The organism is Bradyrhizobium prioriisuperbiae, assembly GCF_032397745.1.
GTDB lineage: Bacteria > Pseudomonadota > Alphaproteobacteria > Rhizobiales > Xanthobacteraceae > Bradyrhizobium_A > Bradyrhizobium_A prioriisuperbiae.
In genome coordinates this window covers 4133281-4155667 of record NZ_CP135921.1, presented here as the reverse complement: position 1 = coordinate 4155667, position 22387 = coordinate 4133281, and the positions used below count along the sequence as shown (strand labels likewise).

The window sequence follows — 22387 nt, the reverse complement described above, 5'->3', positions numbered from 1 at the left end:
AAATGCAGATCGGCCTCATCGGCCTTGGGCGCATGGGCGGCAACATCACACGCCGCCTGATCGCCAAGGGCAAACACAATGTCGTGGTCTATGACCAGAACCCCAAAGCTGTCAGCCAGCTCGCCGACGACGGCGCGACCGCAAGCGCGTCGCTCGACGACCTCGTCAAGAAACTGGACGCGCCGCGAACGGTCTGGGTGATGCTGCCCTCGGGCAAAATCACCGAGGACACCATCACGGCGCTCGGCGGCGTGCTGCAGAAGGGCGACACCATCATTGATGGCGGCAACACCTTCTGGCAGGACGATATCCGTCGCGCAAAAACGCTGGCGGAAAAAGGCATCCATTATGTCGACGTCGGCACCAGCGGCGGGGTGTGGGGGCTGGAACGCGGCTTCTGCATGATGATCGGCGGCGAAAAGCCCATCGTCGACCGGCTCGATCCGATCTTCGCGGCGCTGGCACCAGGCGCCGGCAACATTCAAAAGACGCCGGGCCGCGACGGCCGCGATCCGCGCGCCGAGCAGGGCTATATCCACGCCGGACGTAACGGCGCCGGCCACTTCGTCAAGATGGTGCACAACGGCATCGAGTACGGCCTGATGCAGGCCTATGCCGAAGGCTTCGACATCCTCAAGAACGCCAATATCGAGGAACTGCCCGCAGAGCATCGCCTCGATCTCGAGCTCGCCGATATCGCCGAAGTCTGGCGCCGCGGCAGCGTCGTCACATCATGGCTGCTCGATCTGACCTCGACCGCGCTTGCCGGCAACGAAACGCTGGATGCCTATTCCGGCTTTGTGGAGGATTCCGGCGAAGGCCGCTGGACCATCGATGCGGCGATCAACGAATCTGTGCCGGCAGAAGTGATCACCACGGCGCTCTATGCCCGCTTCCGCTCGCGCAAAGAGCACACCTTTGCCGAGAAGATTCTTTCAGCGATGCGCCACGGCTTCGGCGGCCACGTCGAGCCGCCAAAGAAATCCTGACACGCAAGTCTCCCAAATCCTGTCCAAGATTTCTTCTGCGCAAGGTCTCTTATGAGTTCAGATACCACCGCCAAACCGCAAGTCCCCGAGCCCTGCTGCTTCGTCATTTTCGGCGTGACCGGCGATCTCGCCCATCGCCTGGTGACGCCGGCGCTGTACAATCTCGCCGAAGCCGGGCTGTTGCCGGACGACTTCTGCGTAGTCGGGGTCACCCGCACCGAGATACAGAGCCAGTCGCTGCACGACGACCTGATGAAGGCCCTGCAGCAGTTCGCCACCCGGCCGATCGACAAGGATGTCGCCAAGAAGCTGTTCGACTGCGTCAGCGCCGTACACGCCGATCCCAGCGAAGAGGGATCGTTCGACCGGCTGAAGGCGCGCCTCGACGAGCTCGCAAAACGCGGTGTCAAGAACCACCTGTTCTACCTCGCCGTGCCGCCGACCGCGTTCAAGCCGATCTGTGACGAACTGGGACGCACCGGATTGTTGCAGGAGGAGAATGGCGCCTGGCGGCGGCTGGTGATCGAAAAGCCGTTCGGCACCGACCTCACCTCCGCCAAGCAGCTCAACCACGACCTGCTCAGGATCGTCGAGGAGCACCAGATCTACCGGATCGACCACTATCTCGGCAAAGAGACGGTGCAGAACATCCTGGTGTTTCGGTTTGCCAACGGCATGTTCGAGCCGATCTGGAATCGCAACCATATCGACCACGTCCAGATCACGGTGTCGGAAGTTCTCGATGTCGGCCGCCGCGGCAGCTTCTATGATGCGACCGGCGCGATGCGCGACATGGTGCCGAACCACCTGTTTCAGCTGCTGTCGCTGGTGGCCATGGAGCCGCCGTCGCGGTTCGACGCCCATTCGGTGCGCTCCGAGAAAGGCGAGGTCCTCGCCGCCGTGCAGATCCAGACTCCGGAAGAAGCGCTGAACAACTCGGTGCGCGGCCAGTATGTCGCAGGACGGGTCGGGGACAAGCAGATCGGCGATTACCGCAATACGCCGGATGTGGATCCCCTGAGCGTCACCGAGACGTTTGCCGCGATGAAACTGACCATCGACAATTGGCGCTGGGCCGGCGTTCCCTTCTATCTGCGCACCGGCAAGGCGCTGACCTCGAAACGCACGGAAGTCGCGATCCGCTTCAAGCAGGCGCCGTTCTCGATGTTCCGCGCCACCGAGGTGGAGCGGCTGTCGCAGAACTATCTGGTGATCGGGATCGAGCCGACCGAAGGCATCACCCTGCAGTTCAACACCAAGGTGCCGGGGCCGACGGTGGCGATCGACGGCGTCGAAATGGGCTTCAAGTACCGCGATTACTTCAAGGCCTCGCCCAGCACCGGTTACGAGACCCTGATCTATGACTGCATGATCGGCGACAACATCCTGTTCCAGCGCGCCGACAGCGTCGAAGCCGGCTGGCAGGCGGTGCAGCCGTTCCTCGATGCATGGGCCAAAGCCGGCGGCGAAGGGCTTGCCCTCTACCGCGCCGGCACCGACGGCCCGCGCGAAGCCCATGGCCTGATCGAGCGCGACGGCCGCCGCTGGCGCAGGCTCAACGGTTCATGAGCACGGATCATTCCCGCGACGTGATCGTGGTGCCGGATGCGCAAGCGCTGGCTGAAGCAGCGGCGCAGCGCGTGGTCGATCGAATCGCCGACGGCGGCAATCATCCGGCGGTCTGCCTGACCGGTGGCTCGACGCCGAAACGGCTGTACGAGTTGCTGGCGACGCCGCCGTGGCGGGAGCGGATTCCCTGGTTGCAGGTGCACTGGTTCATCGGCGACGACCGTTTTGTGCCGCCGGACGATCCCCTGAACAATATGGGCATGGCGCGCCGCGCCTTTCTCGATGTCTGTGCGCCCGCCGGCAACATTCACGCCATCGCAACGACGGCTGCAACGCCGGACGATGCGGCCGCAGCCTACGAGGCTGAGCTGAGGGATTTCCAGGCGACGCGACGCGCGGGACAGCTCCTGTTCGATCTGGTGTTGCTGGGCGTCGGCCCCGACGGCCACACCGCCTCGCTATTTCCGAACGCCGCAGCGCTGAAAGAGCACTCCCGCTCGGTCGTCGGCGTCGCCCACGCCAATGTCGCGCCCTTTGTACCGCGCGTGAGCCTCACACTGCCTTGCCTGGCGCAGACCCGCGAGATGCTATTTCTGGCCGCAGGACACGATAAGCAGGAGATCCTGCGCCGCATGTTCGCCGGCGAGGATCTGCCCGCAGGCCATGCACGCGCAGCTGGCGGCAACACGCTGTGGATGCTGGACCAGGCGGCGGCGCCATCACCATGACCGAAAAGCCCAGAGCACTGCTTCCCGTCGCCATCATCCTGATGGGTGTCTCCGGCTCCGGCAAAAGCACGGTGGCCGAAGCATTGGCGCGCCGCACCGGCTTTGCCATCGAGGATGCCGACGCGTTTCACCCGCAGGCCAACATCGACAAGATGCACGCCGGCACTCCCCTCACCGACGACGACCGCTGGCCCTGGCTGCGCGCGATTGCCGACGCCATCGACCGCAAGGCCGAGACCGGCTGGCCGGTGATTATCGCCTGTTCGGCGCTAAAGCGATCGTATCGCGATGTACTGGTGCATGGCCGCAGCGATGTGCAGATCGTCTATCTCCGGGGCACGCGTAACTTGATCGCGGCGCGCCTCGCCGGCCGTCACGGTCATTTCATGCCGGCCTCGCTGCTGGATAGTCAGTTGGCCGCCCTGGAAGAGCCAACGCCCGACGAGCCGGTGGTCACTGTCGATATCGACGCCGATGTCGAAATTATTGTCACCAACATCATCGATCGATTGGCGCTTGCCAACGCAATCAAGGAACGAAGCCGATGAACGAGATCCAACTGGTGATTTCGGACGTCGACGGCACGCTGGTGACCAGCGACAAGCGATTGACGCAGCCGACACGAGATGCCGTGCGCGCGCTGCGCGACCGCGGCATCCGCTTCACCATCACCAGCAGCCGGCCAAGCTTCGGCATGCGGGCGGTGGTCGAGACCCTCGGGATTGATCTGCCGTTCGGCGCGTTCAACGGCAGCGCAATCATCAACCCCGATCTGTCGGTGGTGCAGGCGGAGATCATTCCATCGAAGGCCGCGCAGCTCAGCCTTGCCTTCCTGGCGCGCAAGGGTGTCGATGTCTGGATCTTTACCGACCGCCAATGGATTGCCCACCGTGACGACGGCCAGTATGTGCCGCACGAACGCAACACCGTCCAGACCGACGCGGTGTTCGTCACCGACGACACGCCTTATGTCGACAAGGCCTGCAAGATCGTCGGCGTCAGCGCGGATTTCGCCCTGCTCGCCGCCTGCGAGGCGGAGTTGCAGGCCCAGATCGGCGTGCAGGCTCATGTGGCGCGATCGCAGAACTATTACCTCGATATCACTCCGCCCGGTGTCGACAAGGGCACGTTCGTCACCGCCATTGCGGCGCGTTTTGGAGTTCCGCTCGCCAACGTCGCGACCATCGGCGACATGCAGAACGACGTGCCGATGTTCCGCACCAGCGGCCTGTCGTTCGCCATGGGCAATGCCAGCGACGCGGTGAAGGCGCAGGCCAGTCACGTGACCGCGTCAAACGCGGAGGATGGATTCGCGAAGGCGATGGCGGAGATTTTGCGAAAAAACGGCTGAGTGCAGAAGCTCGACGCAATGTTCGTCGTTTCTCCTCATCCTGAGGAGGCGCGAAGCGCCGTCTCGAAGGATGTGGCCCCCTGCGGCTAACGCCTCAACCTCATGGTTCGAGACGCGCGTTCCGCGCTCCTCACCATGAGGGTTTACTTCACTTCGACCGCTGCACCACCGGCTTTTTGCTCGACTGCACGGCCTCGTAAATATTATGCGCGGTGTTGATCAGCGCGATATGGGTCAGCGCCTGCGGGAAATTGCCGGTCTGACGCCGCGCCACGGTGTCGTATTCCTCGGAGATCAGGCCGACATCATTGGCGATGGCGGCAACGCGCTGGAACAGCTCCCGCGCCTTGTCGAGCTCGCCGCGCATGACATGGACGTCCGCAAGCCACAGCGTGCAGGCAAGAAATGCGCCCTCGATCGGCTCCTGCTCTCCCGGCCGCGGCTCGCGCGGATCGTGACGCAGCACGAAGCCGTCGCGCATCAGATGTTGCTCGATCGCCGTGATGGTGCCGGTCACCCGAGGATCGGACGCCGGAACGAAGCCGACCGCCGGCAGCAACAGAAGGCTGGCGTCGAGGGTGGTCGATCCATAGTCGACCACGAATGTGCCAGTGTCACGATTGAAGCCGTTGGCGCAGACATCGGCATGGATGGCCTCGCGCAGCGCGCGCCATTCGTCGAGCGGCGCCTTGAAGCCCCAGGTCTCGGCGCTCTTGATGCCGCGATCGAACGCCACCCAGCACATCACTTTCGAAAACACATAGTGCTTGCCGTCGCCGCGCACCTCCCAAATGCCGCTGTCCGGTAGCTGCCAAACTTTAGCGACCTGCTTCAGAATGGCGCATTCCAGCGTCCAGGTGCCGCCATCGAGTTCGATCTTCTCGTTGCGGGCCTGATGGAAGGTGTCCATCAGCTCGCCATAGACGTCGAGCTGCAGCTGCGCATGGGCGGCATTGCCAAACCGAACTGGCTTCGAACCCTCATAGCCGGGCAGCCAGTCGGCCTCCCACTCCAGCAGGCGCCGCTGTCCGGTGATGCTGTACATGATCTGCAGGTCCGCAGGCGAGCCTGCGACCGAGCGCAGCAACCAATTGTGCCACGCACCCGCTTCCTCGTGGTAGCCGCTGTTCATCAGCGAAAACAGCGTGAAGGTGGCGTCGCGCAGCCAGCAATAGCGGTAATCCCAGTTGCGGGCGCCGCAGAGCTTTTCCGGCAGCGACGACGTCGGCGCGGCGACGATGCCACCAGTCGGCGCATAGGTCAGCGCCTTGAGCGTGATCAGCGAGCGCTGAATCAGGTCGCGATGCTTGCCCTTGTAAGTGCTGCGGCTCGACCACTCGGTCCAGAAGCTTTCGGTATCCTGCAGCGCCTGCTGCGGATCGATCGGCTTCGGCACCGGCAGGTACGAGGCCTGATAGGTGAACACGAACGGGATGAGATCGCCTTGGCGAACCACAAACTCCGCCACCGTGGTCATGCTCTCGCCGCGTACCTGCACCGGCGTACGCAGCACGGCCATGTCGGGACCGGAGATGGCGAGAATGGTCTTGTCTTCCAGGCGCTGCACCCATGGAATATTGGCGCCGGTGCCGAAACGGATCACCAGTTCCATTGCCATGGTGACCGTGCCGCTGTCGCCGCGCACGAAACGCACGATGTCGGAAGCTTCGCCACGGGGCGGCATGAAATCGATCAGCGTGACGACACCATCATCGCACGCGAATGTGGTCTCCAGGATCAGCGTCTCGCCCCGATAGGCCCGTGTGACTTTCAGCGGTTTCCACTTCGGCGCCATCAGCCAGCGGCCGTGCTCCGGCGTGCCCAGCAACGCTGCAAAGCAGGCCTCGGAATCAAATGCCGGCCAGCACAGCCAGTCGATCGAGCCATCGCGGCTGACCAGCGCCACAGTGAGGCAATCGCCGATCAGGGCATAATCTTCGATGGGAGAAGCCAAATATCCTCACACGGAAATATCGCGATTGCGACCGCTTGACGTGAAAGGGAAACGCGATGCCTGGCCAAAAGTTCCACCGCGACCACCGCCGACGCTCGTCAAACAGGATCTGATCGGCACCATGATAAACACGATTGAATCAGGTGAATTCATAACGGAGACGATCGGAACGGATGAAGACAACAGATGCAATTCTCCTAACGACATGACATCGACCACATGGCATCGACACAGTTCAAACTAATTTTTCGAAATCCATCAAAAAACAAATCTGTGATCCAGATCACATTTGTGATGATACCAGCAAAAAATTTTCCCGAGATGCAACTGATGATTTCATCTTGAATGACATCAATCGCGGGTATTAACTCGCGTCTCATTCGACAAGCGTGCATTCTGATTTCAAGAAAAATTTCGAGACCAACAATTTTCGAGACCTGCGCTTTTCTTCCACTGATTTTATTGACGCACTTTTTTTGAGAATCGCCTCGGCGAGAACACTTCGCAAAAACACATCGACGCCGAAGACACGTTCGATCGCGAAGACCACTTCAACACCACAGACATGAAGCAACCCTTATCCTCCATTGGAGGTTACCGTGGGTAACAACGACGAATCCGATGAGACCGGCATGGCCGGTGCTTCATCACACTCCGCCTCGCAACAAACAGATTCCCAGCCAGCCGCCGGATCCGGCTCGTCCGCATCCGATGAATTTCGCAACTTCCTGATTGCGCTGGCCACCGACCCGGCGAAGCTCGGCGCCTTCATCAAAGACCCTGACGGCGCGATGACGGCCGCGGGCATCGATCCGGTCGACCAGGTGATTCTGAAAAGCGGGCAAGCATCGACAATCCATGCACGCCTGCTCGGTCAGAAGTTCTCATTGACCGATCCGTCATCTCCCGTGTCTCCGGTCCCGACGATCCTGGTTGTCGATATGACACAACAAGCCGGCCCCAGCGCGTCGGAAGCCGCAGAGCAGCCCGTCGTTCGCACCGGCGCGGCATTCCCAGCCCTTCGATCCCAAGGGAGTACTGCCACGTTCCCGAATTTCCCGATTCAACAGTTTCCTCAGATCTTCCCGCAGGTTCATCCGCAGCTCGTCGTGCACCCGCAAATCTTTCCGCAGGTCCACCCTCAGCTCGTCGTGCACCCGCAAATCTTTCCGCAGGTCCACCCGCAGCTTGTCGTGCACCCGCAGATCTTCCCGCAGGTCCACCCGCAGCTCGTCGTGCACCCGCAGATCTTCCCGCAGGTCCACCCGCAACTCGTGGTCCATCCGCAGATCTTCCCGCAGGTCCATCCACAGCTCGTGGTGCATCCACCCGTGTTCCCGCAAATTTTCCCGCAGTTTGCCGTGCCGGAGGGTCTGCCGCACCCGCTCGTCCCGCCTCAGATTCCGCTGCAGATCCATCCTCAGATCGTACATCCGCAGATCCATCCGCAAATTCATCCCCAGATCGTGCATCCGCAGATCCATCCGCAAATTCATCCCCAGATCGTGCACCCGCAGATCCATCCGCAAATTCATCCCCAGATCGTGCACCCGCAGATCCATCCACAAATTCATCCGCAGATCGTGCACCCGCAGATCCATCCGCAAATCCATCCCCAGATCGTGCATCCGCAGATCCATCCACAAATTCATCCGCAGATCGTGCACCCGCAGATCCATCCACAAATTCATCCGCAGATCGTGCACCCGCAGATCCACCCGCAAATTCATCCCCAGATCGTGCATCCGCAGTTCCACCCGCAGATTGTGTATCCACAGATCTATCCGGTGTTCCACAGCTAGCCGCCCGCAACGAGGATCACACCATCAAGACATGACCGCCGCGCCATCACTCTTCGGGGAGACGGCGCGGCGCCCGAACAGAAACAGGGATTGCGCACATGACCTATGGAAACGGCGAGCACACCGACCGACCGGGCGACGATCATCCCACCACTGCGCCGGAGAACACGACGACCAACGGCGCTCGCGGCAACGGACACCACAAGGGTTCACTTGTGGTGGTCGGGACCGGCATTCGCACCGTAGGTCATCTGACCATGGAAGCGGTGGCCTGGATCAAGCAGGCCGACAAGGTTCTGTACGTCGTCGGCGATCCGGTTGCGGAGGCGATGCTGAAGGACCTCAATCCCGCCGGGGCCGAGTCGCTGACGGTCATGTACGCCGAAGGCAAGGAGCGCCTCGAAACCTACAATCAGATGATCGAGCGCACCCTCGAATGTGTTCGCGCCGGAATGGTGACCTGCATGGCGTGCTACGGACACCCCGGCGTTTTTGTGTATCCCTCGCACGAGTCGATCCGCCGCGCCCGGGCCGAAGGTTACAGTGCCCGCATGCTGCCGGGGATATCCTCGGAAGATTGTCTGTTCGCCGATCTCGGCGTCGATCCCGGCATCAGCGGCTGCCAGTCCTACGAGGCGACGGACTTTTTGCTCAACGGGCGCGTGATCGATCCATCGAGCTCCGTCGTGCTCTGGCAGATCGGCGTGGTCGGCGACGCGACGTTCAAGGCCAGCGGCTACGACCTCTCGGCGATGCCGCTGCTGATCGAACGGCTGCTGGCGATCTATCCGGCCACGCATCCGATGTACCTGTACGAAGCGGCGATCTTCCACGGCTGCGAGCCGACCATTCGCCCGATCACGGTGGCGGAGCTCGGCCAGGGCCCGCTGTCGGCGGGGTATACGCTCTACATTCCGCCGGCCTATGCCACCCGCAGCGACATGACGACCTACTATCGCATGAACGCAATGATCGCGGCGACAAAGGCCACATCCGGCGCAGCCATCGGCTGAGGCAGTTGCGGCTCACGCATGGCGCTGCGCAATCCGTATCTGGAGTTCTATCGCGCCCTGCCGCAGACCTTCCGGCGCGATCCCCAGCTGCCGATCAGCACTGCGGAGCTCACATCGCCGGAGTGGCTGATGTTGAAAGCGGCGATCGCCGGACACTTCGCCTGGGCGGTCCCGACCGAGGACGCCATTCAGGCGATCCGGGAGTATACGAGCAGCATCGTCGAGATCGGCGCCGGCAGCGGCTACTGGACCTGGATGATGCGTCAGGCGGGTCTGACGGTTGCCGCTTACGATACCATCGTGCCGTCCTTCACATGGGATGAGGTCGAACAGGGCGATGAGCGGGCGGTGCTGTCCCACCCCGATCATACGCTGTTTCTGTGCTGGCCGCCGTGGGCCAGCGACATGGCTTGCAACGCCCTCGCCGCTCATCACGGCGACTATCTCATCTATGTCGGCGAATGGATGGGCGGCAGCGCGAACCCTGGCTTCTTCATGCAGCTCGCGTCGTCGTTCGAACCGGTCAGGGCGGTCGATATTCCGCAATGGTACAATCGCGACGATCGCCTGATGATCTTCCGACGACGACGCCCCGGCCCATAGTGCACGGCCGCCTCGATCGGACCGGGGCCGGTCAAGCCGAAAACCGCTCGACCAGAAAGTCGATGAACAGCCGCACCTTGAGCGCCAGGTGACGGGTCGGCGGATAGATCGCGTACAGCGTCAAGGGCGGCGCGTGATAATTCGTCAGCAACGTGCGCAGCCTTTCCTGCCCCAGCGCTTCGCCGGCGATAAAGGTCGGCAGCAGCGCGATGCCCCGGCCCTTGATGGCGGCGTCGCGCAGCACCTCCGCGTTGTTGACGCACAATGTCCACGACGGCTGGATCCAGTGGTCGCCATCGCGGCCGCTCAGCTTCCATTGATTGCCGGTCGACAGATAGCCGTAGGTCAAACAGGTGTGATCGCGCAGCTCCGCCGGATGTTTCGGCACGCCGTGGCTCTGCAGATAATCAGGCGAGGCGCAGATGACGCGATCGATCGGCATGATCTTGCGCGCGATCAGGCTGGATGCCTCGAGTTCGGCGATCCGCAAGGTCACATCGAGACCGTCCTGCACCGGATCGACCTGCTCGTCGCTCAGCGTCAACTGGATGCGTAACTCCGGATACAGCGCCATGAAGTCGGCGATCGCCGGCCCGAGCTGCAGCGTTCCGAATGACATCGGCGCATTGACCCGCAGCAATCCGCGCGGCGTCGCCTGCAGGTCCGTCACCGCCTGATCGGCGGCATCGAGATCGGACAGCACGCCGATCACCCGCTCGAAATAGGCCTGGCCGTTTTCGGTGGCACTGACATGACGCGTGGTGCGGTTAAGCAGTTGCACGCCGAGCTGGTGCTCCAGTTCGCCGATGTACTTGCTCACCACGGAGCGCGACAGCCGCAGGGTGCGGCCGGCTTCCGAGAAGCTGCCGAGCTCGACCACTTTGACAAAGGCGCGCAGGCCTTCGAGCTTGTCCATGGGATCCTCAATTGTCTCCAATTTATAGACAGTGAAGCCACATCTTGCCAGATTGTCTTCAGTGGGCGCCAGACCGATATTTCGGGCCAGAGACGAGCGCGAACGCTCGATCAACCAGGAGAAAGCTCATGTCAGGCATCCATCATGTCACCGCGATTTCCGGTAACGCGTTGCGGAATTTCGACTTTTATACCCGAACGCTGGGGCTGCGGTTTGTCAAGAAAACCGTCAATTTCGACGATCCCGGCACCTATCACTTCTATTACGGCGACGAAGCCGGGCGGCCCGGCACCATCCTCACCTTCTTCCCGTGGGAGCACGCGGCGGCCGGCCGCGGCGGTGTCGGCCAGACCCAGCAGACGTCGTTCCGGGTGCCGGCGCGCGCCATCGGCTACTGGACGCACCGCTTTATCGAGAAGGGCGTGGCCCACGAGGCGCTGGAAAAACGTTTCGGCGAAACCGTGCTGACGTTCACCGATCCGGACGGCATGAGCCTCGCGTTGGTCGGCGTGCCCGATGCGGAGGCCGAGGCAGGCTGGAGCAATGGTGACGTACCCGTTGAGCACGCCATCCGCGGCTTCCACGGCGTGACGCTGTTGCTGGAGAGCGCTGCGAAAACCGGCGCGATCCTGATCGACGTCTTCGGCTTCAAGGAAACCGGACGTGAGGGATCGATCGTTCGCTTTGCGGCGCCGGAGGGCGGCGTGGGTGGCCTTGTCGACATCTACGAAGCCAAGGGCTTCCTGCCGGGCCGGCAGGGGCGCGGCTCGGTGCACCACATCGCGTTCCGCGCGGCTGACGATGCGGACCAGGCCGAGATGGCGCGCAAGCTCGTGCAGCATCACGGCCAGCACCCGACCGAGCAGAAGGATCGCAACTACTTCCGCTCGATCTATTTCCGCGAACCCGGCGGCATCTTGTTCGAGATCGCCACCGACATCCCCGGCTTCGCGGTCGACGAACCGCTGGCCACGCTGGGCCAGGATCTGAAACTGCCGGCATTTCTCGAGCCGCACCGCAAGGACATCGAGAACGTGCTGCCAAATCTTGAGAAGGCTGCGTAATGACCAACCTCACCTTCACCCATCGCTTCGAGCCGGCCACCCGGCTCGAAGCAGCTCCGCTGTTGCTGCTGCACGGCACCGGCGGCGACGAGAACGATCTGCTGCCACTGGGCCACATGATCGCACCGGGCGCTGCGCTGCTCTCGGTGCGCGGCCAGGTGCTGGAGCACGGCATGCCGCGCTTCTTCCGCCGGCTTGCGGAAGGCGTGTTCGACCAAGAGGATGTGGCGCGCCGTGCGCACGAGCTCGCCGACTTCGTCGACGCCGCACGCAAGACCTACGGCATCGCCGCGCCAATGGCGCTGGGCTATTCCAATGGTGCCAATATCGCAGCCGCCATAATGCTGCTGCGGCCACGAACGCTGGCCGGCGGCATCCTGCTCCGCGCCATGGTGCCGCTAACGGATACACCGGCCACCGATCTCTCCGGCACCTCGGTGCTGGTGCTATCAGGTCAGCGTGATCCGATCGTGCCGGCGGCCAATGGCGCGCAGTTGGCCGCGATGCTGACGACTGCGGGTGCCGATGTTGAGCGGCGCGTCGTGCCGGTCGGGCATGAACTGTCGCAGGCCGATCTCACGCTGGCGCGGCAGTGGCTGGAGACACTTCGTACGCCAGCCGCGGCATGAGTCCTTTGGGTGTCCGGGTCGTCATTGAATGACGCCCCGGACCTTTATCAACGTCCAGCCTTCAAGAACGCCGCGAACGCCTCCGCATAGTCCGGATGCCAGCGCGACAGCGGCGGGCGATTCTCGATGATGTCGCCGGCGGCCCAGAGCATGCGCTTTTCATCCAGCGCGCGCGGCACATCGTTGTCCGGGCAGAGAATGTAGAAATCCCCGGCCTCCAGCCGCTGCAGCATGAAATCCACCGTCTGCTCCGGCGTCCAGGCACCGGCCGGCTTTTCGGTGCGGCCTTTCGCGGTCAGCCCGGTATAGACAAAACCCGGGATCAGCAGATGCGCGCTTAGCTTGTTGCCGGGCGTGTTGCGCAGCTCGTGCTGCAGCGCCTCGGTGAAGGCCTTCACGCCGGCCTTGGAGACATTATAGGCCGGATCACCCGGCGGCGTGGTAATGCCCTGCTTCGAGCCGGTGTTGATGATCAGGCCGGGACGTCCGCGCGCAATCATGCCCGGCGCGAACACCTGCGCGCCGTTGATGATGCCCCAGAGATTGACGCTGAGCACGCGCTGCCAATTGTCGTGCGGACCGAACATCTGGCTGCCGGGCTGAATGCCGGCATTGTTCATCAGAATGTCGGCGCCGCCAAAACGCGAGGCGACCGCCTGCTGCAGGGCCTGCACCTGGTCGACCTGGCTGACGTCGGTTGCCATGGTCAAAACGCTGGCCACTCCGCCCGGCGCCACCGCCGCTACGGCATCAGCCGCAGCTTTCAGCCGGTCCTCGCCGAGGTCGGCGATGCAGACCTTCAGACCGAGGCTGGCGAATTTTTGAGCCGCAGCAAGACCGATGCCGGAGGCGCCGCCGGTAATCACGGCAACGGACTCGGATGATAAAGCGGGATGAGGCACGTGACGTTCTCCTGGACGAATGAATTTCGGCATTTGGCCAAACAGGTTCGACGCCTTGGCTACGCCGCAATCGTAACCGGAAAAAGGCGAAACGGCACGCCTATCGTCATTCAAACGAGAGAAGCATTCCAGAGATTTTAATCGAGGATCACCGCAGCATGCGCTTCGTTGTTTCCCGCCTTCGCCAATCGATCCAGCGTCGCAACCAGACCTACGGTGTCCGGATAAATTCCAAGAAACGTCGCCCGTCCCCAAGACAAGCGAACAACGTGGATGCCTCGATTATGCGTCCTGACGCCGTCGGTGCCCGAATTGGTTTCATCCCAATCCACCATCACAAGCGTGTTCCATGGAGGACCGCTCACTTTGATGCCACGCAGGACAAACTTGATATCAGGCAGAAGTCGATAGAGGCGGTCATACCAGGCCTTGGTCGCGGCAATCGTGCTGCGCGAGCCTCCCAGAGCATGATCGCCGAGAAAGAAATGTTCGAATGTGGGCGCAAATGCAGCCAGGACTGGCGCGGCATTTCCGGAGCTGACCGCATCGAACAGGGCCTGAATGCGGCGGCGCACGATGGAATGATACATGGATCACCTTGGCTTGGTGCGGTTTCGATCAGCTTGGCATGGCGGCCGAACAAGCCTAATCTAGTCAGTTCAATCATGCAACTCACTGGGTGATCGGGTGCAAAAGCACAGTTTCGCGGACATGCAATGCTCGCTGGCCCGGGGGCTGGAATTGATCGGGGAATGGTGGTCGCTGCTCATCATCCGCGACCTGTTTCTCGACGTCAGACGGTTTGACGAGCTTGTCGAGGATCTCGGAATTTCCCGAAATCTGCTGGCCCGGCGCCTGAAAGGTCTGATGACAAGCGGCATCGTGGAGCGGCGCGCGTATCAGAAACGACCGCTCCGCTACACCTATCATCTCAGCGAGGCCGGCACCGATCTCATCCCTGCGGTCCTCGCCCTCACCGCGTGGGGCGATCGATGGGCCGCGCCCAAAAAAGGCAGCGCGATCGAATTCATCCATAACACTTGCGGGCATAGGTTCGAGCCGCGGATTGTCTGTTCGACCTGCGATCAGCCGATCCGTGCCGATGACGTCCAAGGCGCGGCCGGGCCAGGCGGCGCCGCGGCACCGGGAACCATGGTGCTTGCACGGAAGCTGCGTCCCACCACGCAGTCAAAGCGTGGGCGAGACATCTGATCGCACGCAACCAAACCAGCAACTAGACGGTGCGGACAGCTGCCAGCTTCGCCGGGCGCAAGAGCTCCCCCGCCGGTCGTGAAAATGTCATCGAGCCATCGCGCAGGCCGAACAGTGGCGGGGCGATTTCGGCCACGGCGTCGGCTGGCGTGCGCGCGTCCAGCACCACCAGGTGCGCGGGCTTGCCAACCGCGACGCCATAATCGTCGAGCCGCATCATCCGCGCCGGCTGTGTCGTGATCATCTCGAAACAGCTCTCCAGCCCCGCCGCGGTGCCGATCTGCGCGATGTTGGCATAGAGATTGGCCATGCGGATCAGCGAGCAGTCGCCGAACGGCGTGAACGGGTTGAGCACATTGTTGGTGGCCAGCGAACAGGTGACGCCGGCGCCCACCAACCGATGCAGCGGCGCCACGCCACGCGGCACGTTGTGCGAAGACCCCGCCCCCATCAGGAACAAATCCGTGGCCGGCAGTGTGGTGAGTGCGACGCCAGCGCCGGCGAGCCGCGTTGCGATGGCGGCAAGCTGCTCGGGCGACACCGCGGAGAGTTTGGTGACATGGCCGGCGGCGACGCGTCCGCCCCGGCGATGGCGTTCAGTCTGGCGGCAGACCTCGTCGAGATGCATCCAGGTGGGATCGAGATCGAAGTCGAGATGGAAATCGATGTCGAGATTGAAACGCGTGGCGATGTCGAAGATGCGCGCGATCTGCCCGAGCGGATCGCTGTCCGCATAGGGGCAGCCACCGATCAGGTCGGCGCCGTTTTCGCAGGCCTCGATCAGCAGGGCCTCAGCGCCGGGATCGTTGAGCAGGCCCTCCTGAGGGAAGACACAGATCTGCAGGTCGATTGCCCAGCGATACGCCTGCTTCAGCGCCCGCACCGCATGAAAGCCCTTCAACCCGATGCGCGGGTCAACCTCGACATGGGTGCGCATCCGTCCCGTGCCCTGGAGGATTGCCTTTTCCAGGGTGCGCTGTCCGCGCTGATAGATGTCGTCCTCGGTAAAGCCCCGCTTGGCCTCGGCAACCGCGGCGATGGCTTCCTGCAGCGTGCCGCTCTGGCAATTGCAGCGCCCCGCGATGCAGGACTTGTCGAGATGGACATGCGTATCGACAAAGCCCGCGGTGACCAGGCGGCCATCGACCACGACCTCGCGCGCGGTTGCATCAATGCGCGGGGCAATTTCGGCGATCAGGCCGCCGCGCACCCCGATATCCACCGGTGCGGCACGGCCGACGATTGCGGCCTGGCGAAGGATGAGATCGAGCGACATCGTTGCTTCCGTCCAGATTACTGCGCGGCTTCGCTGTGGCCGAGATAGGCGGCTTCCAGCGCCGGATCGCCGGCCAGTTCCTGTGCCGATCCGGCGCGGACCACGCGGCCAGCTTCTAGCACATAACCGCGGTCGGCGATGGTCAGTGCCAGCGCCGCCATCTGGTCGACCAGCAGGATGGTGACGCCTTCATCGCGCAGCTCAGCCAGAATGTCGAACAGTTCGTTGATCATTGCCGGCGATAGTCCCAGCGACGGCTCGTCCAGCAGCAGCACGCGTGGTTTGGCCATCAAGGCGCGCGCCAGCGCCAGCATCTGCTGCTCGCCGCCGGACAACAGACCGGCGCGGCTGTCGATGCGCTGCTGCAGCCGCGGGAAACGCTTGAGAACGGCTTCGACCTCGGCACGCAGATTAACGCCCTTGCGGGTGTAGGCGCCGAGCACGATGTTGTCGGCGACGCTGAGTTCGGGAAACACCTGCCGGCCCTCGGGCACCAGCGCCAGGCCAGCAAAGGCGATGCTGTGGGCCTCGAGCTCGCCGACATTGCGATCATCGAGCAGTACTGATCCTTGGAGCGGGCGCAGCAATCCGCTGATGGCGCGCATGGCGGTGGATTTGCCGGCGCCGTTGGCGCCGAGCAGCGCCACCATCTCGCCCTCGCAGATGTCCAGATCGATGCCGTCGAGCACTGGCGCGGCGCCGTATCCAGCCGTGAGCTTGACACAGGCAAGCACCGCATCGCGCGAGCCGTCCCAGACTTTCACGCGCGGACGCACCCGCATCCCGGCGTCGCCGAGATAGGCGGCAAGCACCCGCGGATCGCGGCGCACATCATCGGGCGTTCCCGTGGCGATGACGCTGCCGGCATCGAGCACCACCACATGATCGGAGATCCCCATCACCATGGTCATGTCGTGCTCGACCAGGATGACGGCGATGCCGAGATCGGCGATCCGGCGCAGCAGTCCACCGAGCACCACCTTGTCGGAGCGCATCAGGCCAGCGGCGGGCTCATCCAGCAGCAGCACCTGCGGCCGGGTCGCCAGCGCGCGGGCGATCTCGACCAGGCGGCGATCCACATGCGGCAGGTCGCCGGCAATGGTGCCGAGCGAGCCCTGATAACCGACAAAGAACAGCAACGCCTCGGCCGCCCGGCGATCACTCTCCGACGCGAGGCCCGCGAACAATTGGCCAAGCCGGCCGCCGCGTAACGCAATCAGGATATTGCCGATCACGCTCATGGAATCGAACAGTTGCGTCGTCTGGTAGGTGCGGGCGATGCCGGCCCGCGCCACCTGCCAGGCGGAGGCGCCGGCGAGCTCCGCACGCGCCAGCGCGATGCGGCCGTGCTCGGGTCTATAGAACCCGCTGATCATGTTGAGCACGGTGGTCTTGCCCGCGCCGTTCGGCCCGATCACGCTGGTGATGTGGCCGGGCTGCGCGGTGAAACCGACGCCGGAGGCGGCGCGGATACCGCCGAAGGAAATGCCGATGTCCTCGACCGTCAGCCCGGCCGCCTGACCCGTGGTGGATTTCAAAAATGCTTGCAGATCGAACCCGCGATCGCTTGCCATGGAGCGATCCGATCGGCGCAGCCAGCGCGCCAGGGTGCCGATCACGCCCTCCGGCGCAAGCCAGAGCACCACCAGCAGCAGCGCGCCAAAGATCAGCAGGCGATATTCGGCCATGCCGGACAACAGCTCCGGCAGCATCACCGTGACGATGGCCCCCACCAGCGGGCCGAACACCCAGCCGGCGCCGCCGATCATGACCGCGAGCAGGAACAGGATCGACTGCGAGAACGGAAACGATTCCGGCGCGATGAACATCAGCAACGGTGCGAACAGGCCGCCGGCGAGCCCTGCGAAGGCGGCCGACAGCGCGAACGCCACGGTTTTCACCGCCACCGGATTGAGCCCGAGCGAGCGGGCCGCGACTTCGCTGTCGCGCACCGCGATCATGCCCTGCCCCCAGGCCCCCGCCGCAATGCGATGAAAGATCAGGAGAGAGAGGCCGGCCAGCGCCACCGCGAACAGCGCCATTTCCCGCTCGCCGAAACCGAAGGTACCGATCGACGGCGGCATCAAGCCCATCAGGCCGTTCTGGCCACCGGTGACCGATTTCCATTCAATGACGACATGCTGAACGATGAAGGCAAACGCGATGGTGATCATCGCGAGATATGGCCCCTTCACCCGCAAAGCCGGCAGCGCCAGCAGTCCACCGATCGCGCCGGCCAGCAGGCCCGCCACCGGGAAGGCGATCCAGAAGCTGATGCCCTGCAGCGTGAAAATGGCCACCGCATAGGCGCCGATGGCATAGAAGCCGACATGGCCCAGCGAAATCTGGCCGCCGAGCCCGAGCAGGATGTTGAGGCCGACGCCGACCACCGTGGTCAGCGCCACCAGCGACAGCACCAGATGAGTGTATCCGGCGGACTGGAAAGTTATCGCGATACCTACGCAGGTCACCGCGACAATAGCTACGGGTACGAGCGCTTTTGGAAAGCTCGCCATCTCAGACCTTGTTCACCGCGGCGCGGCCGAGCAGGCCGTGCGGCATCGCCACCAATGCCAGGATCACCACACTGAAGGCGACGATCTGGGTGTAGGTCGAGCCCAGCGAAGCCGTGACCAGGGCTTCGATCAGGCCATACAGCAGGCCCGCCAGCATCACGCCCCAGGCCGAGGTGATACCGCCCAGGATCGCCACCGCGAAAGCCTTGATCCCGAACAGCGTGCCCATCTCGGAATTGACGTTGAACAGCGGCGCGATCAACAGGCCGGCAAGGCCCGCAAGCACGGTGGAGAGCGCGAACGACAGCGCGATGGTGCGACGGACATTGATGCCCATCAGCCGCGCGGCATCCTTGTTCTGCACCACCGCCAGCAGCGCCTTGCCGCGATAGGTGTGGCGCAGTGCCAGATGCAGCACCAGCGCGATGCCGAGCCCGACCACGGGAATCACCAGTTGAAGCGGATAGACCCCTGCCCCGAACAACGACACCGGCTTGGCCGCAAGCACCGAGGGAAAGCTGCGCGGCTCCTTGCCGAAGGTGAACAGCATGGCGTTGTCGAGCACGATGCCGCCGGCGACCGTCGCCATCAGCCAGGCCTCGGAGCGGCGGTTGACGAAGGGCCGCACCAGAAAACGTTCGACCACCAGGCCAAACAGCGCGCAGCACGCCAGCGTCATCGCCACCGCAAGCGGCAGCGGCCAGCCCATCCGCACCGCAAAGATGTAACCCAGCACCGCGCCCAGGGTCATCGATGAGCCCTGGGCGAAGTTCACCGTGTTGGAAACCACATAGGTGACGTGAAAGCCGAGCGCGATCAGCCCATACATGGCGCCGAGGCCGAGCCCGGAGATGATGGAGGAGATGATCAGCATGGTAGGCCGCCAGGTTTGTTTGCGAGGCGCCCCATCTCCACTGCGTCATTGCCGGGCCTGACCCGGCAATCCAGCTTTCTGGTGGCGCCAAGCTGGATCACCGGGTCAAGCCCGGTGATGACGCAAGTGGTGGCGATACGCATCGCGTCCAAATGACTTCCACCCCTCAATTCGTCAGCGGCAGAATCTCGTCGCCCTTGAAGTAGGTGAAGATGTAGTCGTCCGCCGAGAGCGCATCCTGGTTCTGCGGCGAGAACGGCTTGGTGTAGCTCTTGATCAGGCCGTCATACTTGTCGATGGCGTAGAAGGCTTCGCGGACCTTGGGGCCTTCGGTCGATCCGGCCTTGGCAATCGCCAGCGCTGTGAGATGCGCGGCGTCGTAGGCATTGGCAATGCCGACTGCCGGCGTCACATCGGCGTAGGACTTGATCTCCGGATACTTTGCTTTCAGCGCCGCGAACACCACCTTGGCCTTCGGGCTGTCGTTGCCGGAGAAGCTGAAGGTCTGGATGAAGTGCACTTTTTCCGCACTGGCGCCCGCGAGTTCCGTGAAGCGGCCGCCGGCCGGGCCCCAGTGCGAGACCACCGGCACGTTCCAGCCCATGCGATCCAGCGACTTCACCACCTGCGCCGAGGGCGCGACATTGGCCACGAGAAACAGCGCATCGGCGCCACTGTCTTTCAGGCGGGTGAGCTGCGGCACCACGTCGACATCGGCGGTCTCGAATTTCTCGACGCCGGCGCTCGCGATCTTCTTGTCCTCCAGCGCCGCCTTCAGCCCCTTCTCGTTGGACTCGCCCCAGGAATTGTTGATCAGGATCAGGCCCGGCTTCTTGGCGCCGTATTTCTTCTCGGCATAGTTGACCAGCGCGACATCGACCAGCGCGTCGACGGCGGAGACGCGGAACACATAGTTCTCCGCGGCGCCGTTGCGGGTGATCGGGGTGCCGGCGGCCCAGACGCCGATGAACGGGATCTTGGCCTGGTTGGCGAACGGCACGATCGCCATCGACACCGGCGTATCGAGGCCACCGAAGATCGCGGCCACCTGTTCGCGCTGCGCGAGTTCACGCGCCGCGACCACGCCCTTGGCGGGATTGCTTTCGTCGTCGCGCACCACAAGCTCGACCTTCTTGCCGAGCAAGCCGCCCTTGGCATTGATCTCGTCGATGGCAACCGACAGGCCGCGCACGATGGCCTCGCCCGACTTTGCCGACTGGCCGGACATCGCCGCCACCAAACCGAGCTTGACGGTGTCGGCCGCAATCGCCGCCGATGGCAGGACGACCGATGTCATCGCGGCGGAGAATGCGGCTCCCGCGGCCGCGAGAAGATGCCTTCGGGAAATCATGCGTGCTCGAAAAACCATGGCCAGACCCCTCAATCAGGACAAGAACAGCCAATTTGAAGCAAACGCTGTGCCAGATTGTATGCACTGGCAGGATTGATAAAACGTCGGAAAATACCGTTGGCAGACGCTTCATTTGAGCAAAAACCAGGCAACAGCGCCGAATGTTTTTGCATAATCGTATACAATTTCTGATTATATTGGATACGCAACTCGACGCAGCGTCAACCGGCTTCTGCCGGGCCGCGTGCCGTTTCCACCGCCCGAGAGGTCCACGATGCCCGCAACCCAGCCCGCGCCGGCGCGCGACGACACCGCGCAAGATAGCGAACAAGACACCGCCAACGCCGCCTCCATTGTGGAGCGCTTTCTGGTCGCCTCGATGGTGCCCGATCCCGCGACCGCGGCGACCTTCATCTCACCGGAACTCGCCATCACCTTCACCGGCGGCCGCAAGTATCGCCACCCCAGCGAAACCGCCGCCTTCAACGCCGGCCGCTACAAATGGGTGAAGAAGAACATGCAGCGGATCGATGTGGTGCCGGGCCACGGCGAGACCATCGTCTACAGTCTCGGCACGCTGTACGGCGAGTGGCCCGACGGCATCCCGTTCGACGGCAACCGTTATGTCGACCGCTTCGTGGTGCGCGGCGGCGAGATCGTGCAGATGGACGTGTGGAACGACAGCGCGGAGCGGTTGCTGACGCGGCACGGGATCGCGGCGTGAGGTAAGAAACGCCTTCGCCAGATCAGGCGCATCATCCCCACTCCGTCATTGCCGGGCTTGACCCGGCAATCCAGCTTTCTTCAGGTTACAGCACGCATTCAACGCTTAAGCTGGATCCGCGGGTCAAGCCCGCGGATGACGCTGAGTGTGGCGAGATGTCAGACCACTACTTTCCCGCCCGCGCCTTGCGCACCGGCATCTCCGCCGAATACGCCGACAGCACGTCCTTCAAATCCCGCTCGTCATGCGGGCTTGCCGTAATCAGCGCGCGGCTGGCGACGGCGTCGAGGTGCGCGTCCATCAGCTTGGCGGCACGCGCGGCATTGCCGGCGACCAGCGCGGCGATGATCTCGCGGTGCTCGTTGACGGCGCATTCGGAGGAATGCGGGCGGCTGTAGAGCGCGAGGATCAGGCCGCAGCGCGAGGCGACCTCGCTGACATAACGTGCCAGCGTCGGATTGCCGGTCATTTCCGCCAGCAGGATGTGGAATTCAGTCGCCAGACGAATCGACAGCGGCTCATTGTTGCCGCGCGCTTTTTCCTCGGCGTCGACATGAGCCTGCAGTGCCTTAACCTGATCAGCGCTCAATCCGCGCGACAGCCGCCCCACCACGAGACGCTCGAGCCCGAGCCGCACGTCGAAGATGTCGCGCGCTTCTTCCCAGCTCGGCTTGGCGACGGCGGCACCGCGGTTGCGGCGCAGTTCGACCAAACCTTCAGCGGCAAGCCGCGTCAGCGCGGAGCGCACGATGGTACGGCTGGCGCCGAACCGCTCGCCGATAGTGTCCTCGGGAAGCTTGGTGCCGGGCTTCAAAGCCTGCTCCAGAATGGCGTGCCACAGCGCCCGATAGATCAGGCTGCTGCGGTCGGCACTCTTGGCGGCTTGCTTCTTGGCCATCTGCGGTATCGGAGCG

Annotated in this window: 21 protein-coding genes; 12 read left to right on the top strand and 9 right to left on the bottom strand. The window is 63.3% G+C overall.

What is annotated here, in order from left to right; all coding sequences use genetic code 11:
• Positions 1-2: 2 nt before the first annotated feature.
• The 5 genes from gnd to RS897_RS19440 are packed head-to-tail and all read left to right on the top strand — an operon-like array spanning position 3 to position 4637.
• Entirely contained in the window at positions 3-989 is a 987-nt protein-coding gene (gnd, locus tag RS897_RS19460; RefSeq protein WP_315838126.1) for a phosphogluconate dehydrogenase (NAD(+)-dependent, decarboxylating), read from the top strand.
• Positions 990-1040: 51 nt separating this feature from the next.
• Positions 1041-2558, top strand: coding sequence for a glucose-6-phosphate dehydrogenase (gene zwf, locus RS897_RS19455; RefSeq protein WP_315838125.1), 1518 nt, complete (start codon positions 1041-1043; stop codon positions 2556-2558).
• Positions 2555-3286 carry a 6-phosphogluconolactonase gene (gene pgl, locus RS897_RS19450; protein WP_315838124.1) on the top strand — a complete coding sequence of 244 codons (732 nt, stop codon included), beginning with the start codon at positions 2555-2557 and terminating at the stop codon, positions 3284-3286. The genes zwf and pgl overlap by 4 nt, the downstream gene beginning before the upstream one ends.
• The gene (locus RS897_RS19445; RefSeq protein ID WP_315838123.1) at positions 3283-3834 is read left to right on the top strand and encodes a gluconokinase; all 552 of its coding nucleotides are present in this window, start codon (positions 3283-3285) and stop codon (positions 3832-3834) included. Before pgl ends, RS897_RS19445 begins: the two co-directional genes overlap by 4 nt.
• Positions 3831-4637 carry an HAD family hydrolase gene (locus tag RS897_RS19440; RefSeq protein ID WP_315838122.1) on the top strand — a complete coding sequence of 269 codons (807 nt, stop codon included), beginning with the start codon at positions 3831-3833 and terminating at the stop codon, positions 4635-4637. The genes RS897_RS19445 and RS897_RS19440 overlap by 4 nt, the downstream gene beginning before the upstream one ends.
• Before the next feature lie 148 nt (positions 4638-4785).
• On the opposite strand, the gene RS897_RS19435 is transcribed toward RS897_RS19440, so the two are convergent.
• The gene (locus tag RS897_RS19435) at positions 4786-6591 is read right to left on the bottom strand and encodes a glycoside hydrolase family 15 protein (protein WP_315838121.1); all 1806 of its coding nucleotides are present in this window, start codon (positions 6589-6591) and stop codon (positions 4786-4788) included.
• A gap of 599 nt (positions 6592-7190) precedes the next feature.
• Here RS897_RS19435 and RS897_RS19430 point away from each other — a divergent pair.
• From RS897_RS19430 to RS897_RS19420, 3 genes are all read left to right on the top strand, one after another.
• Positions 7191-8393, top strand: coding sequence for a hypothetical protein (locus tag RS897_RS19430; protein ID WP_315838120.1), 1203 nt, complete (start codon positions 7191-7193; stop codon positions 8391-8393).
• 98 nt (positions 8394-8491) lie between these two features.
• Positions 8492-9406 carry an SAM-dependent methyltransferase gene (locus RS897_RS19425; protein WP_315838119.1) on the top strand — a complete coding sequence of 305 codons (915 nt, stop codon included), beginning with the start codon at positions 8492-8494 and terminating at the stop codon, positions 9404-9406.
• 18 nt (positions 9407-9424) lie between these two features.
• Complete coding sequence (locus RS897_RS19420) at positions 9425-10009, top strand: class I SAM-dependent methyltransferase (RefSeq protein WP_315838118.1); 585 nt, start codon at positions 9425-9427, stop codon at positions 10007-10009.
• A gap of 31 nt (positions 10010-10040) precedes the next feature.
• Here the strand turns inward: RS897_RS19420 and RS897_RS19415 are convergent, their stop codons facing one another.
• Complete coding sequence (locus RS897_RS19415; RefSeq protein ID WP_315838117.1) at positions 10041-10925, bottom strand: LysR family transcriptional regulator; 885 nt, start codon at positions 10923-10925, stop codon at positions 10041-10043.
• 128 nt (positions 10926-11053) lie between these two features.
• On the opposite strand from RS897_RS19415, the gene RS897_RS19410 reads away from it, so the two are divergent.
• Both RS897_RS19410 and RS897_RS19405 read left to right on the top strand, forming a co-directional pair.
• Positions 11054-11989 carry a ring-cleaving dioxygenase gene (locus tag RS897_RS19410; protein WP_315838116.1) on the top strand — a complete coding sequence of 312 codons (936 nt, stop codon included), beginning with the start codon at positions 11054-11056 and terminating at the stop codon, positions 11987-11989.
• Positions 11989-12618, top strand: a complete 630-nt coding sequence (locus RS897_RS19405; protein WP_315838115.1) for an alpha/beta hydrolase — start codon at positions 11989-11991, stop codon at positions 12616-12618. Before RS897_RS19410 ends, RS897_RS19405 begins: the two co-directional genes overlap by 1 nt.
• A 47-nt stretch (positions 12619-12665) precedes the next feature.
• On the opposite strand, the gene RS897_RS19400 is transcribed toward RS897_RS19405, so the two are convergent.
• Positions 12666-13520 (bottom strand): SDR family NAD(P)-dependent oxidoreductase, encoded by an 855-nt coding sequence (locus tag RS897_RS19400; protein WP_315838114.1) that lies wholly within the window; start codon positions 13518-13520, stop codon positions 12666-12668.
• Between the two features lie 137 nt (positions 13521-13657).
• The gene (locus RS897_RS19395) at positions 13658-14110 is read right to left on the bottom strand and encodes a nuclear transport factor 2 family protein (protein WP_315838113.1); all 453 of its coding nucleotides are present in this window, start codon (positions 14108-14110) and stop codon (positions 13658-13660) included.
• A gap of 97 nt (positions 14111-14207) precedes the next feature.
• On the opposite strand from RS897_RS19395, the gene RS897_RS19390 reads away from it, so the two are divergent.
• The gene (locus RS897_RS19390) at positions 14208-14732 is read left to right on the top strand and encodes a winged helix-turn-helix transcriptional regulator (RefSeq protein ID WP_315838112.1); all 525 of its coding nucleotides are present in this window, start codon (positions 14208-14210) and stop codon (positions 14730-14732) included.
• Between the two features lie 22 nt (positions 14733-14754).
• Here RS897_RS19390 and RS897_RS19385 read toward each other — a convergent pair whose 3' ends face one another.
• The 4 genes from RS897_RS19385 to RS897_RS19370 all read right to left on the bottom strand — a co-directional run bounded on the left by RS897_RS19385 (position 14755) and on the right by RS897_RS19370 (position 20749).
• Positions 14755-16008 (bottom strand): amidohydrolase family protein, encoded by a 1254-nt coding sequence (locus RS897_RS19385; RefSeq protein WP_315838111.1) that lies wholly within the window; start codon positions 16006-16008, stop codon positions 14755-14757.
• A 17-nt stretch (positions 16009-16025) separates the two neighbouring features.
• On the bottom strand, positions 16026-18524 hold the full coding sequence (locus RS897_RS19380; RefSeq protein WP_315838110.1) for a branched-chain amino acid ABC transporter ATP-binding protein/permease: 2499 nt from the start codon (positions 18522-18524) through the stop codon (positions 16026-16028).
• 1 nt (position 18525) lies between these two features.
• A complete protein-coding gene (locus RS897_RS19375) occupies positions 18526-19398 on the bottom strand; it encodes a branched-chain amino acid ABC transporter permease (RefSeq protein WP_407654516.1) in 873 nt (290 codons plus the stop codon).
• A 166-nt stretch (positions 19399-19564) separates the two neighbouring features.
• Positions 19565-20749 carry an ABC transporter substrate-binding protein gene (locus RS897_RS19370; protein ID WP_407654515.1) on the bottom strand — a complete coding sequence of 395 codons (1185 nt, stop codon included), beginning with the start codon at positions 20747-20749 and terminating at the stop codon, positions 19565-19567.
• 274 nt (positions 20750-21023) lie between these two features.
• On the opposite strand from RS897_RS19370, the gene RS897_RS19365 reads away from it, so the two are divergent.
• A complete protein-coding gene (locus tag RS897_RS19365; RefSeq protein ID WP_315838109.1) occupies positions 21024-21473 on the top strand; it encodes a nuclear transport factor 2 family protein in 450 nt (149 codons plus the stop codon).
• Positions 21474-21639: 166 nt separating this feature from the next.
• Here the strand turns inward: RS897_RS19365 and RS897_RS19360 are convergent, their stop codons facing one another.
• The gene (locus RS897_RS19360) at positions 21640-22371 is read right to left on the bottom strand and encodes a GntR family transcriptional regulator (protein WP_315838108.1); all 732 of its coding nucleotides are present in this window, start codon (positions 22369-22371) and stop codon (positions 21640-21642) included.
• Positions 22372-22387: the final 16 nt, after the last annotated feature.

Excerpts from the sequence above, each read along its gene's own strand:
- gnd (WP_315838126.1), top strand. The coding sequence starts at position 3 with ATGCAGATCGGCCTCATCGGCCTTGGGCGCATGGGCGGCAACATCACA.
- zwf (WP_315838125.1), top strand. The coding sequence starts at position 1,041 with ATGAGTTCAGATACCACCGCCAAACCGCAAGTCCCCGAGCCCTGCTGC.
- pgl (WP_315838124.1), top strand. The coding sequence starts at position 2,555 with ATGAGCACGGATCATTCCCGCGACGTGATCGTGGTGCCGGATGCGCAA.
- RS897_RS19445 (WP_315838123.1), top strand. The coding sequence starts at position 3,283 with ATGACCGAAAAGCCCAGAGCACTGCTTCCCGTCGCCATCATCCTGATG.
- RS897_RS19440 (WP_315838122.1), top strand. The coding sequence starts at position 3,831 with ATGAACGAGATCCAACTGGTGATTTCGGACGTCGACGGCACGCTGGTG.
- RS897_RS19425 (WP_315838119.1), top strand. The coding sequence starts at position 8,492 with ATGACCTATGGAAACGGCGAGCACACCGACCGACCGGGCGACGATCAT.
- RS897_RS19420 (WP_315838118.1), top strand. The coding sequence starts at position 9,425 with ATGGCGCTGCGCAATCCGTATCTGGAGTTCTATCGCGCCCTGCCGCAG.
- RS897_RS19415 (WP_315838117.1), bottom strand. The coding sequence starts at position 10,925 with ATGGACAAGCTCGAAGGCCTGCGCGCCTTTGTCAAAGTGGTCGAGCTC.
- RS897_RS19410 (WP_315838116.1), top strand. The coding sequence starts at position 11,054 with ATGTCAGGCATCCATCATGTCACCGCGATTTCCGGTAACGCGTTGCGG.
- RS897_RS19405 (WP_315838115.1), top strand. The coding sequence starts at position 11,989 with ATGACCAACCTCACCTTCACCCATCGCTTCGAGCCGGCCACCCGGCTC.
- RS897_RS19395 (WP_315838113.1), bottom strand. The coding sequence starts at position 14,110 with ATGTATCATTCCATCGTGCGCCGCCGCATTCAGGCCCTGTTCGATGCG.
- RS897_RS19385 (WP_315838111.1), bottom strand. The coding sequence starts at position 16,008 with ATGTCGCTCGATCTCATCCTTCGCCAGGCCGCAATCGTCGGCCGTGCC.
- RS897_RS19380 (WP_315838110.1), bottom strand. The coding sequence starts at position 18,524 with ATGGCGAGCTTTCCAAAAGCGCTCGTACCCGTAGCTATTGTCGCGGTG.
- RS897_RS19375 (WP_407654516.1), bottom strand. The coding sequence starts at position 19,398 with ATGCTGATCATCTCCTCCATCATCTCCGGGCTCGGCCTCGGCGCCATG.
- RS897_RS19370 (WP_407654515.1), bottom strand. The coding sequence starts at position 20,749 with ATGATTTCCCGAAGGCATCTTCTCGCGGCCGCGGGAGCCGCATTCTCC.
- RS897_RS19365 (WP_315838109.1), top strand. The coding sequence starts at position 21,024 with ATGCCCGCAACCCAGCCCGCGCCGGCGCGCGACGACACCGCGCAAGAT.
- RS897_RS19360 (WP_315838108.1), bottom strand. The coding sequence starts at position 22,371 with ATGGCCAAGAAGCAAGCCGCCAAGAGTGCCGACCGCAGCAGCCTGATC.